This is a genomic window from Pseudoalteromonas sp. 2CM39R (genome assembly GCF_023161845.1).
This window is the reverse complement of sequence record NZ_JALNTM010000017.1, coordinates 124,542-137,696: the sequence shown is the minus strand read 5'-3', so window position 1 is coordinate 137,696 and position 13,155 is coordinate 124,542. Positions and strand designations below refer to the sequence as shown.

Sequence of the window (13,155 nt, the reverse complement as noted above, 5' to 3'; positions counted from 1 at the left end):
TAGGTTCTAGGTTCTAGGTTCTAGGTTCTAGGTTCTAGGTTCTAGGTTCTAGGTTCTAGGTTCTAGGTTCTAGGTTCGTCAAAAGTTTATAAGCGCTCTGTAATACGTGTCACACTTTCCTAGTGCCTAAAGCCTATTTATTCCTAGTACCTTGTTACTTTTGTATGTGACTTAGGCTAAATAGTTTTACCAACGCAGCTAAAGCGAACTACACGCAGCAGACGCTCACCTAAGTAGTTTAGTCTAAGATAAGGCGGACACTCGACTTATCCCTATGAGCATACGTAGTTGTATGTGATTAGGGTCAGTCGAGTGGACAACGCAGTATTAGATTAAAATACGACGGTGATTACATTTGCTCCATGACTTCGATACCTAGTAAATCCAATCCTGTGCGCAGCGTATCTGCCACTAAATTACACAATACTAAACGGCTATCACGAACACTTGGCTCTACGCCCTCTTTAAGTACTGGGCAAGCTTCGTAGAATGTCATGTATAGGCTAGCTAGTTCGTATAAGTAACCACATAATACGTGCGGTGTGGCTTCATTGATCATCAGATCAAGAACTTCTTCTAACTGCAATAATTTAAGCGCGAGAGTTTTCTCTTGTGGCTCAATAATGCTCACATCAGCCTTTAAGCTTGCAGCGTCAACACCTGACTTACGGAAAATACTGCGAACACGCGTATACGCATATTGTAAGTAAGGGGCTGTTGCGCCTTCAAAACTTAACATGCTGTCCCAGTTAAAAATGTAATCGCTGGTACGATGCTTAGAAAGGTCTGCGTATTTAACCGCGCCAATACCCACTTTACGAGCAATTTCACTACGATCTTCGTCAGATAAATCTGATTCACGCTCAGCGAGTTTGGCTGCTGCGCGAGTAATTGACTCTTCAAGTAAATCAGCTAATTTTACCGTGCCGCCTGTACGGGTTTTAAATGGTTTACCATCAGCGCCCATCATGGTGCCAAATGGGCAAAACTCGTAACTGGTTTCATCACGTAACAAACCGGCTTTACGCGCAGTAAGCTCTACTTGATTAAAGTGAAGGCTCTGGCGCGCATCAACAAATATCAAAATACGCTCAGCGCCTAGTTTGTTTGAACGGTAATCACACGCGGCTAAATCTGTGGTTGCATATAAGAAGCCGCCACCCGATTTTTGTACGATAAACGCTGAAGGCTCACCGTCTTTATTCGCCAGCTCATCTAAAAATACCACCTGTGCGCCTTGCGACTCTACTGCAATATTTTTATCTTTTAATAAGCTTATAATATCGTTAAGTTCACTGTTATAAGCACTCTCAGCCATAATGTCGGCAGGCGTAAGGGTTACGTTTAAACGCTTATATACTTCCTCAGAGTGCTTCACTGAAGTGGCAATAAATAGTTTCCACAGTTTTTCACAGTGTGCGTCGCCACTTTGCAGTTTAACTACGTAGTTACGTGCTTTATCGGCAAAGCCTTCTTCGTCATCAAAACGCTTTTTAGCATCGCGGTAAAAAGTTTCTAAGTCAGCAAGCGCAACAGTATCTAAGTCAACACCTTGGTTAATTTGATCTTCTAAATGCGCAATCAACATACCAAACTGTGTGCCCCAATCACCCATGTGATTTTGACGAACAACGGTATCGCCTCTAAATTCAAGTGCGCGTACTACCGCATCACCAATAATAGTTGAGCGTAAATGACCTACGTGCATTTCTTTTGCAAGGTTCGGCGATGAGTAATCAACCACTACTTTTTGTGGTTTGGCGTGCTCATTTACTGCAAGTTTTGCGTGGTTATTAGCGGCTTGTACGCTTTGTGCTAAAAACTCTGGCTTTAAGTGAATATTAATAAAACCAGGGCCAGCAATTTCAGTTTTTTCGGCAATGTCGCTTACATCTAACTGATCAATAATTTTTTGCGCCAATTCACGCGGGTTACTTTTCATTTTTTTAGCCGCGCCCATCGCGCCATTAATTTGGTAATCACCAAACTGTGGGCGTGTGCTTTGCGTAACTGCTGGGTTAGTATCTTCTGGCAGGCCTGCGGCGGTCATAGCGGCAATGGCTTTTTCTACTAAAATAGTACGAATATTCATTATATTATTTACCTTTATAAGCCCGCCAAAGCAGGCTTTGTGTTAATTCTAGTGGCTAAGTGTTAGTTTTCACGCGTGTGGTTAAATGTCACTTCAGGGTAACGCTCAGTCGACAAGTTAAGATTTACACGACTCGGTGCGATATAAGTTAAATTATCGCCACCATCGAGTGCTAAGTTGCTTTCGCACTTACGCTTAAACTCTTCAAACTTTTTAACATCATCACAGCTAACCCAGCGGGCTGTATTTACATTAACGCTTTCGTAAATTGCATCAACGTTATATTCAGCTTTTAAACGCGCTACAACCACGTCAAACTGCAACACACCTACCGCACCTACAATTAAGTCATTATTAATTAATGGTCTGAATACTTGTACTGCGCCCTCTTCTGAAAGCTGTACCAATCCTTTTAATAACTGTTTTTGTTTTAATGGATCGCGCAGACGAATACGGCGGAACAATTCAGGGGCGAAGTTTGGAATACCGCTAAACTTAATTTTTTCGCCTTGGGTAAAGGTATCACCAATTTGAATCGTACCGTGGTTATGTAAACCAATAATATCACCAGCGTAAGCATCAGCCGCACGCTCACGATCGCCCGCCATAAAGGTTACCGCATCAGAAATACTGACTTGTTTACCGATACGCACATGATTCATTTTCATGCCTTGGCTATATTTACCCGACACAATACGCATAAAGGCAATACGGTCACGGTGTTTTGGATCCATGTTGGCCTGAATTTTAAATACAAACCCAGTGAAGTTTTCTTCTGTGGCTACAACTTGGCGGTCTTCTGTCTCACGTGGTAATGGGGTTGGCGCCCACTGAGTTAACCCATCTAAAACATGATCTACACCAAAGTTACCAAGTGCGGTACCAAAATACACAGGCGATAACTCACCCGCTAAGAATAGATCTAAATCAAATTCGTGTGATGCACCAATAACTAGCTCTAGTTCATCGCGTAACTGCGCTGCAAGTTCACCACCAATGGCTTGGTCAAGCTCAGGGTTATCGAGCCCTTTAATGCTGCGTACTTCTTGAATAGTGTGACCTTGACCTGTTTTATATAAAATGGTCTCTTCGTTATGGATATGGTAAACACCTTTAAACTCTTTACCACAGCCAATTGGCCAAGTAACAGGTGCACAGGCAATATTTAGCTCTGTTTCTACTTCGTCAAGTAGTTCCATTGGGTCGCGAATATCACGGTCACATTTATTCATAAAGGTAACAATAGGCGTGGTACGCAGGCGTGTTACTTCCATTAGCTTACGGGTACGTTCTTCTACACCTTTAGCAGCATCAATTACCATTAAACACGAATCTACCGCGGTTAAAGTTCGGTATGTATCTTCAGAGAAGTCTTCGTGTCCTGGGGTATCAAGTAAATTAACTAACGCATTGTTATAAGGAAATTGCATTACAGAAGTAGTAACAGAAATACCACGCTCTTTTTCCATTTCCATCCAATCAGACTTAGCATGCTGATTAGAGCCACGGCCTTTTACCGTTCCAGCTTTTTGAATTGCTTGTCCGAATAACAATACTTTTTCTGTGATAGTGGTTTTACCCGCATCCGGATGCGAGATGATCGCAAAGGTACGGCGTTTATTAATTTCGCTAAGGAGATTTTGGTCTGCCATTAAAAAGGTTCTTTTAGTTGATATACGGATGTATTTGTATTTTAGTATGCTGAGCTTTCAAGGCTAAAAACAAGCTAACCTCTAAAGCTCAACATACCCCAACAAGAACCCAAATTAGCTCTTGTGACGCTATCCGTTAAGTTAATCGTAATTAAAGACTATTTTCGCTGATCTTGGCTTTATAAACAATCAATGGTTGGTTATTAACGGATCTTTTTTAAGTTTGGTGTTTTCAGCGATTATTAACAATAACGCTATAAATTGCCCACTAACTTAACACCAAGCTTGAGTAATAGTGCTGTAAATCATATTATTGGTCGATTACATGGAGGATTTGATGTTGGGTAATGAAAACCAGTAAGCTAAGTATTCGATTATTATGGTATATAACTCCACTGGTTATACTGCCATTGTTATTTTTAGGGGGCTTTACGCTCACTAATGTGACCAACTCTACGCAAAAGCAGGCCGACTTGATTATGAGTCGCTTTGTAGAACAACAACAGCAAAAAGTATTCAACTATATCGATTCTTTTCATGCAACGGCTAAGTTACTCTCTGCTTCACCGGTACTAAGTGACTTTTTAGCTAAAGATTTATTTGAAGACGCCAGCTATACCTATCGGCTTGGCGCGTTAATGGACGTATTTGCCAGTTACAGTGAAGCCTACCCTGACATTATTAGTATTAACTTAGTCTCAAAAACCGGTAAAAGTGACGCCTATTACTCCAGTAATTTAACCGTAGCGCCCAAATCCTACCCATTTTTTGATCAAGTAAAACAAAGTAATTTAAGCCAGCAGCAGTTTATGGTGCAAAAAGAAGATGGCACCACCAACTTATACTTTGTACAGCGCATATATAGCGTCGACTATTATTTAAAACGCCCACAACAGCTAGGCTTTATTATTCTTAAAGTCGACCCCTCTATTTTAAACACCAGCATTTTAGAAGCGCCTTATAACAACACCTTAAATTTGTTACTGGCCAACGATGGTAAAATTTTATTTAGCTCCGATTATAAAATGCGTGGCCACTATGTCAGCGAGTATGAACTAAATAAAATTAACGATTTAGCGGATATAGGCAGCTTATCAACCATTGAACTTTCAAGTGTTGATAAAATAGAGCGACTGATTTTTGCAGCCCAAATGAGTGGCGGCTACTATTATGTGTCGACCATTCCAAAAGCAGTATTGTATCAGTCAGGCAAAGCAATTAGTGTGATCACCGGGCTAATTGTTATTATTTCTGTGATCACCCTACCAATCTTAATTTTTATTGTGGTGCGTAATTTACTGCTTAACCCAATAGAATTATTAGGTGAAGCAAGTCATCGCGTTGGTGATGGCGACCTCTCTGTTACACTCCCTGCATATACTACAGATGAAGTAGGAATACTGTTTAACGACTTTAATCACATGATTAACCAAATTAAGCATTATCAACAGCAACTAGAAGAATATAAGCATCACTTAGAAGACAAAGTAGAAAGTCGGACTAAGGCGCTTGAGTCGATGAACAGTAAGCTTGAAACCGCCATCGCCCAAGCAGAACAAGCAAACCAGCTTAAAAGCCGCTTTTTAGCCAATATGAGTCATGAAATTCGCACTCCGCTTACAGCCATTATGGGATTTACAGAGCAACTACTGCATAGCGAAAAACCAACCAATGACAAACATCATTTAGGCACTATTCTACGTAACTCAAAACATTTGTTAGAGCTTATTAATAACATTCTCGATCTTTCAAAAATTGAAGCCGAAAAACTCGCGGTTGAGCAAACGCCGTTAAATGTTGTACAACTTATTCATGATGTTGAATCAATCATTAAACCTCTAGCACAAGAGAAGCAGCTGTCATTTACAATTAATTATGCACTTCCGCTACCGCATACTATTAATAGTGATATTACTCGCTTAAAACAAATACTGATTAATATTGCCAGTAATGCGGTTAAATTCACTGAGCAAGGTCAGGTTACAATAACCGCTAAATACCAAGCACCAAAAACGCTTACCTTTGTTATTGAAGATACCGGCATTGGTATGTCGTCAAACCAAATAAAACGATTATTTACGCCATTTGAGCAAGCCGATGCTACAACGACACGTCGGTTTGGTGGTACGGGGTTAGGGCTGTGTATTTCAAAAAACTTAGCTCAGTTACTAGGTGGTGATGTAAGTGTAACCAGTGAGGTGGGTGTGGGTAGTTGCTTTACCATCGATATAGATTGCCATTTGCATAATAGCCTTGGCGGCAATTTATTATTAACCGAGCATTCTCAACTAACACCAGAAAAGGATCCGCAGCTATCTTTTGCTAGCAACAGCTTTGATGCGCATATTTTGGTAGCAGAAGATAACCCCGATAATCAGTTACTGATTAAATTGCTATTACAAACATGGGGATTAGAGCCCGATATAGCCAACAATGGTGCACAAGCTGTAGAAATGGCGTTGGTAAACGACTACCAGCTTATAATCATGGATATGCAAATGCCGGTTATGGGCGGCTTAGAAGCAACTAAAATGCTCAGAGATGCGGCCTATGATGGCCCAATTATCGCTCTGACCGCGAATGTGATGAATCATGATATTGATACTTACCTTGAAGCAGGCTGTGATAAAGCGCTGGGCAAACCCATTGATAAAGACGCACTAGAAAATGTATTAGTCAGCTATTTACACCTTGAACGTGATAACCAAAACAAGTGGGATAGCTTATTGAAGAGTGAGAAGTTTCAGCAAATAAATGCTAATTATTTAGCAAGTTTACCTGATTATTTACAACAGATAAAAGCACTATATAACAGCCGTGACTGTGAGACATTACGCGCCCTTGCCCATAGTATTAAAGGCAGCGCTGGTTGTTTTAACTTTGATGAAATTTACCAAAGCGCCTCAGCGGTTGAACAAAGCTTAAAAGGCAATGATATGCCACAAAGAGAAAAACACGTTGCAGAACTTATTGCCGCAATAGAGCAAGCCATCGCTAATAAGTAATCGTTAAAAATTTAAACCCAGTGCCATGCCCATTAAAATCGCGTCTTCAAAGCCGTTTTTATTGGGTGCGTCACTGGGGTAATAATTTTTACGTACAGACATTTCAATAAAGCCTGCTCGTTCATACAAAGCAATAGCTCGTGTATTAGATTCGCGTACTTCTAAAAATAAGTTTTCGGCGCTTTGTTGCTCACCATACGCTATAAACTGCGTTAATAACTGCTGAGCAAATCCTTGTCCCTGAAAGCTTGGGGCGACACAAATATCCATTAGAGTAAAATCGGGTCCTGCTTTTTCACCAATATAAAAACCTATCATTTGCTCTTCATCGAACGCCGCTAAATTAAAATAACGTCCCTGCAAACATGATTGCATTGTTTTTAATGTCCAAGGATGTGTGTGGCAGCTGGTTTCAATGGCCATAAGCTCATTGGTATTCTCATCGGTAACCGATTTAAAGTGTATCAAGGTGTTCACTCATTAATGCCCATAACGCACGTTTTTGTGCACTGGACAGGGAAGAATCAGGCAAGCCTAATTGTTGCTCATTAAACTCAATAGTTGATGACTTAACAATCTTGTTAATTATTACAGGCGCAAACGCACGCTCAATATCATCTTTTAACGTATCACAGAGTGTTAACGATGAATTAGCTGACTGCTCTAATGGAGCTGGGCGAAAGTGTTGATTAAGTTCAAGCTTTTCTATACCAAAAACAGATGCGTAACGTGAATGCATAACGACTCGATGGAATTAGTAAGTTGAATAATATATGAAGTAATCAAAACGATGTAAAGAAGAAATGGCAGGGGCGGAGAGATTCGAACTCCCAACCGTCGGTTTTGGAGACCGCTGTTCTACCAATTGGAACTACGCCCCTGCAATGACGATGAATTATAAAGACCTTTTGACAAAGGTAAAGTAAAAATTCAACTTTTTGGTTTGTTTGCTTTTTAAATAAACAAAACGGCGAATTAGCATGCTAATTTATGGTTTTTCACTTTTTAACAACTATTATACTATTCAGTCTCAATTGCTTGTAGCGTCTTAGCTCACTCAATAAAACTAAAGCGGTTATGACTTCAAACTTGCCATTGCGTAATTGCCTGTAGACACTTAAGTTTTATTTACTTTTAACTTTTTCAGCTCCTCTGTAATACTCAAAAGTGTTAGTGGCTTAGGCAAAACCGCATTCGCACCACACGCAATTAACCGTTCAGCTTCGCTGCCAACTGTGGCACCTGTTACGCCAATAATGGGATTAACAAAGCCTTGCTCGCGCAGTCTAACAGTTAACTCGTAGCCATCACAATTTGGCATCATGATATCCGTGATGACTAAATCAAAATCGCCTGTGCTTGCCTGATTTAAACCAATAATACCATCCTCTGCTTCAGTCACTATCGCGCCATTTTGGGTAAGGATCTTACTGGCTATCATACGCAGCATAGGTGTATCTTCGACTAGCAGTATTTTTAGGTTTTGCAGTAATTCGAAATCATCCACTTTTACTGAGACTGCATCATGCTCATCAACACTATGCAAAACAAAGACTAACTCAAAATTAGCGCCACCGTTTTCGCTACTAATATAACTTAAATCTCCATCCTCCAAAGTGTTAGCTATTTGCTTGCAGATATTAAGCCCCAGCCCAGTACCTTCACTCAATGTATCGCCACGTTCAAATGCATTAAACATCTTATCTCGAAATTTAACATCGATACCTTTACCATCATCAATAACATTAATACGATAATGGGTTTTATCATGGCTTAAGGATTCGGCTGATTTCATTACAGTAACTGTGCTGCCACCACTATGTAATATCGCATTCTTAATTAAGTTCTGAATAATTTGGAAGATAGCTTTAGTGGAGCCTATATGATGCTCTGTAACTGCTTTTTTTGCTGAGAAGTTAATAGTAAAATTATACTTTTCGGCTAAAGGCTTTACTCCTTCGATCGCCCGTTCAACGGTATCATGAACCGATATAGTTTCATTATTCTTGTACACAGCTAAGGTAGCACTACTAGAGGACGTCTTCATATCATCCAACACACATAGTAAGTGGCTGGATAACCGCTGCAACTCTAAAATATTTTTCGAACAGTTTTGCTCAAGCTCAATATCTATTAGCATTTTTATGGTTGCAGCGGGTGTTCGCAACTCATGCCCAATGACTCCATATATTCGTTCATTTGTATCTAATTGCAATTGAGTTTTATCGACTAATGCTTGATAACTACTAAGAAGGTAATAAATTAAGATGGAAAGAACGATAGTGCTAAACACAACGCGTACCACAATCGCCGTGGTTTGGGGCTCACCATTGGCAAGTAACATTAATGGCGTAATATTTAAGATACACATGCAGATAATACGCGTTTGACCCTTTAGGACGAGCACTAACACCACCACAAACAGCGGAGCTAAACTAGCTGGGACAACACCATTTACCAAAATAATAAAGGGAAAAGCCAAGGTAATCAAAATAGCCAATAGAGTTAACAAGCGTTGTCGAATTTTTTTAAAGGTAATAGCGCTTAATGCACATAACTCCCACACAGCAATTATCATTAATGACAATGTATTATTCGGCAACTCAAGTATAAATAAGCTAGCTGCAGTTAACAATCCACCCACACACAACAACTAAAGGATGAAAAGTTGCATTTGCTCTTCGAACCTATTTACCGCTGACTCATCAGTTCTCACAAAACCCCTCATTACCCTATATCAAATTGCGACCTAATAAGAAACTATCAAAGGTTTAGGATGGTATTTAACAATCCCCTTCTCCAATAAAAACGCTTTTACTCTTCCCCTGTATTAATACATTTTTTTTATTAATTTTTAGCTAGTTGCAACGGGAGAGCTTAAACTGCAAATAGGGACAAAATTATATTCTCATACCTGAGTTGTTTGATTTTATTTATAGTATAGAACTGTTTTTTAATTTAGCAGCTCTTTTTACAATGTCTATAACCGCAGTTTACTGAGCTTATTTAATGCTATGAAAGTTTAAATTGTTATTTTTACGCTGCTACAAGCGTGACTTTTTTGATAAGGTTTTGCTTAGAGGTGTTTAGCTGGGTGTTTTTGTGGTTGGATGGTGATTAAAAAGTTGAGCTCAATAAGAAAAAGCAAGCCATTAAATTAATGGCTTGCAGCATACAATTATTCCCACTCGATAGTTGCAGGTGGTTTACCTGAAATATCATAAACAACACGTGAGATACCGTCGATTTCATTAATGATACGGTTTGAAACCACACCTAAGAACTCATACGGTAAATGTGACCAACGCGCAGTCATAAAGTCAATGGTTTCTACACAACGAAGTGAAACAACCCAATCATACTTACGTGCATCACCCATAACCCCTACCGACTTAACCGGTAAGAATACAGTAAACGCTTGGCTTACTTTATGGTAAAGCTCTGCTTTGTGAAGCTCTTCAATGAAAATAGCATCAGCGCGGCGAAGTAAATCACAGTACTCTTTTTTGATTTCGCCAAGTACACGCACACCTAAACCTGGCCCTGGGAATGGGTGGCGGTAAAGCATGTCGTACGGTAAACCTAGCTCTAAACCAATTTTACGTACTTCATCCTTAAATAACTCACGTAATGGCTCTACTAAGCCCATTTGCATATCATCTGGTAAGCCGCCCACATTATGGTGCGATTTAATTACGTGTGCTTTACCAGTCGCTGAAGCTGCTGATTCGATTACGTCAGGGTAAATTGTACCTTGGCCTAACCATTTTGCGTTTTTAAGCTTTTTAGCTTGCTCATCAAATACGTTAATAAACGTATGGCCAATGGCTTTACGCTTATCTTCTGGGTCTGATTTACCAGCTAAGTCATTTAAAAATTGATCTTCGGCATCTACTTTAACAATGTTTAAGCCAAACTTATTGCCAAACATATCCATAACTTGCTGGCCTTCGTTTAAACGAAGTAGCCCGTTATCAACAAATACACAGGTTAGTCGTTCACCAATAGCACGGTGAATAAGCATAGCTACAACCGATGAATCTACACCGCCTGATAAGCCTAAAATAACTTCGTCGTCGCCTACTGTTTCTTTGATACGCTCAATGGCGTCATCAATGATTTTTGCCGGCGTCCATAATTTTTCACAACCACAAATATCAATAGCAAAACGCTCTAGTAAACGTTGACCTTGATGTGTGTGCGTTACTTCTGGGTGAAATTGTACGCCGTAAAAGCGTTTTTCTTCGTTAGACATTGCCGCATGTGGGCAAGTAGATGTTTTAGCTGTGGTATTAAAAGTATCTGGAATTTCCATTACTTTATCACCGTGGCTCATCCACACATCTAGTACACCATTGCCGCCATCAGTAATATGATCTTCAATGGCATCAAATAATGCACAGTTACCCACTTTTTCAACTTGCGCGTAACCAAATTCTTTTTTATCTGAGCTATGTACACGGCCGCCAAGCTGTGTTGCCATAGTTTGCATACCGTAACAAATACCAAGTACGGGTACGCCAGCATCAAATACATACTCAGGAGCACGCGGGCTATTTTCAAGCGTAGTTGATTCTGGGCCACCAGAAAGGATAATACCTTGTGGGTTAAACTCGCGAATTTGCTCTTCGGTTACATCCCAAGCCCAAAGCTCACAATAAACACCAATTTCGCGCACGCGACGGGCGATTAACTGCGTGTATTGTGAACCAAAATCTAAAATGAGGATTCGTGAATCGTGAATGTCTTTGCTCATGAAGTATCTCGTAAAGTCAGGTGCTAAACGCCACCAGCTTAAGCTGTGTGACTATATTAGGGCTAACAAAGGTTAGCCCACTTATTTCAAGTTGTTAAAGGCTGATTAGCCTAAACGGTAGTTCGGTGCTTCTTTAGTGATTTGCACATCATGAACATGCGACTCACCCATACCAGCAGAAGTTACACGTACAAACTGTGGTTTAGTGTTTAGCTCTTCGATTGTGGCACAACCGGTTAAGCCCATTGCACTGCGAAGACCACCCACTTGTTGGTGAATAATTGTCGCAATTGGCCCTTTATAAGCAACACGACCTTCAATACCTTCAGGTACTAACTTGTCAGCTTGGTTTGATTTTTGGAAGTAGCGATCTGATGAACCTTCTTTTTGATCCATCGCACCTAGGCTACCCATACCACGGTAAGACTTGTAGTAGCGACCTTGATAAAGTTCAACTTCACCTGGTGCTTCTTCAGTACCCGCGAGCATAGAGCCAACCATTACACACGATGCACCCGCAACCAATGCTTTTACAATATCACCAGAAAAACGAATACCGCCATCGGCAATCACTGGAATATCGCGACCTTTAAGGCCTTCAACCGCATCTGAAATGGCTGTTATTTGTGGTACACCACAACCAGTAACAATACGTGTAGTACAAATAGAACCTGGGCCGATACCTACTTTGACAGCATCAACACCGGCATCTGCAAGGGCAATAGCACCTTCGGCAGTTGCCACGTTACCCGCAACAATTTGTAAGTCTGGGTAAGCTTGACGAGTCGCTGCAACACGGTCAATAACACCTTGAGAGTGACCATGAGAAGTATCGATTAGTAGTACATCAACACCGGCTTCAACTAATGCAGCAATTCGCTCATCAGTGCCTGCGCCAACGCCTACCGCAGCACCTACACGTAAACGGCCTTGCTCGTCTTTACATGCATCTGGTTTGTCTTGTGCTTTTTGGTAATCTTTTACGGTGATCATGCCTTTAAGTTTAAACGCATCATCAACCACAAGAATCTTCTCAATGCGGTGTTCGTGCATTAAGCTTAAGATATCTTCGCGAGCAGTTCCCTCTTTAACCGTTACTAGGTTTTCTTTTTTCGTCATCACTGTTGAAACCGGCTGTTCAAGCTTAGTTTCAAAGCGCATATCACGACTAGTTACAATACCTACAAGGTTATTTTCGCTATCGGTGACCGGAAAACCTGAGAATCCCTTTTCCTGAGACAATTCAACAGCATCTGCAATAGTCAGATCGGCCGTTACTGTAACAGGGTATGAAACAATACCTGCTTCATAGGTTTTAACTTTACGAACATTTTTCGCTTGTTCTGCAATGGTCATGTTTTTATGAATAAAACCAAGACCACCTTCCTGCGCGAGGGCAATAGCTAAACGAGCTTCTGTAACAGTATCCATAGATGCTGAAATGAGCGGCAAGTTAAGTTTGATACCACGCGTTAAGCGAGTTGAAATATTTGCCGTATGTGGCAAAACAGTAGAATGACCAGGTACTAAAAGTACGTCATCAAAGGTAAGAGCTTCTTTAGCGATTCTAAGCATTTTGGCAACTTCTCACATGTGGATCTAAGATAAGGAATTGCGGCCAAATTTTAACAGCGTTGTAGGCACTAGTAA

Annotated in this window: 8 protein-coding genes and 1 tRNA gene; 1 reads left to right on the top strand and 8 read right to left on the bottom strand. The window is 40.5% G+C overall.

Going from position 1 to position 13,155, the window contains the following annotated elements; translation table 11 throughout:
* Nucleotides 1-349 precede the first annotated feature (349 nt).
* Both argS and prfC read right to left on the bottom strand, forming a co-directional pair.
* Nucleotides 350-2,092: an arginine--tRNA ligase gene (gene argS / locus MTF66_RS29115; protein ID WP_055013070.1), complete on the bottom strand. Its 1,743-nt coding sequence runs from the start codon at nucleotides 2,090-2,092 to the stop codon at nucleotides 350-352.
* 62 nt (nucleotides 2,093-2,154) lie between these two features.
* A complete protein-coding gene (gene prfC / locus MTF66_RS29110; protein WP_138623432.1) occupies nucleotides 2,155-3,744 on the bottom strand; it encodes a peptide chain release factor 3 in 1,590 nt (529 codons plus the stop codon).
* A gap of 347 nt (nucleotides 3,745-4,091) precedes the next feature.
* Between prfC and MTF66_RS29105 the strand changes: the two genes are divergently transcribed.
* Complete coding sequence (locus tag MTF66_RS29105; RefSeq protein WP_055013071.1) at nucleotides 4,092-6,749, top strand: ATP-binding protein; 2,658 nt, start codon at nucleotides 4,092-4,094, stop codon at nucleotides 6,747-6,749.
* Between the two features lie 3 nt (nucleotides 6,750-6,752).
* On the opposite strand, the gene rimI is transcribed toward MTF66_RS29105, so the two are convergent.
* The 6 genes from rimI to guaB form a co-directional block, all read right to left on the bottom strand.
* On the bottom strand, nucleotides 6,753-7,217 hold the full coding sequence (rimI, locus tag MTF66_RS29100; protein WP_171043283.1) for a ribosomal protein S18-alanine N-acetyltransferase: 465 nt from the start codon (nucleotides 7,215-7,217) through the stop codon (nucleotides 6,753-6,755).
* Nucleotides 7,204-7,488: a hypothetical protein gene (locus MTF66_RS29095; protein ID WP_109874210.1), complete on the bottom strand. Its 285-nt coding sequence runs from the start codon at nucleotides 7,486-7,488 to the stop codon at nucleotides 7,204-7,206. Before MTF66_RS29095 ends, rimI begins: the two co-directional genes overlap by 14 nt.
* Before the next feature lie 65 nt (nucleotides 7,489-7,553).
* A tRNA-Trp gene (locus MTF66_RS29090) sits at nucleotides 7,554-7,630 on the bottom strand.
* 236 nt (nucleotides 7,631-7,866) lie between these two features.
* Nucleotides 7,867-9,393, bottom strand: a complete 1,527-nt coding sequence (locus tag MTF66_RS29085; protein WP_248529397.1) for a response regulator — start codon at nucleotides 9,391-9,393, stop codon at nucleotides 7,867-7,869.
* A 534-nt stretch (nucleotides 9,394-9,927) separates the two neighbouring features.
* On the bottom strand, nucleotides 9,928-11,505 hold the full coding sequence (gene guaA / locus MTF66_RS29080) for a glutamine-hydrolyzing GMP synthase (RefSeq protein ID WP_055013073.1): 1,578 nt from the start codon (nucleotides 11,503-11,505) through the stop codon (nucleotides 9,928-9,930).
* Nucleotides 11,506-11,610: 105 nt separating this feature from the next.
* Nucleotides 11,611-13,080 carry an IMP dehydrogenase gene (gene guaB / locus MTF66_RS29075; protein ID WP_008110278.1) on the bottom strand — a complete coding sequence of 490 codons (1,470 nt, stop codon included), beginning with the start codon at nucleotides 13,078-13,080 and terminating at the stop codon, nucleotides 11,611-11,613.
* Nucleotides 13,081-13,155 lie beyond the last annotated feature (75 nt).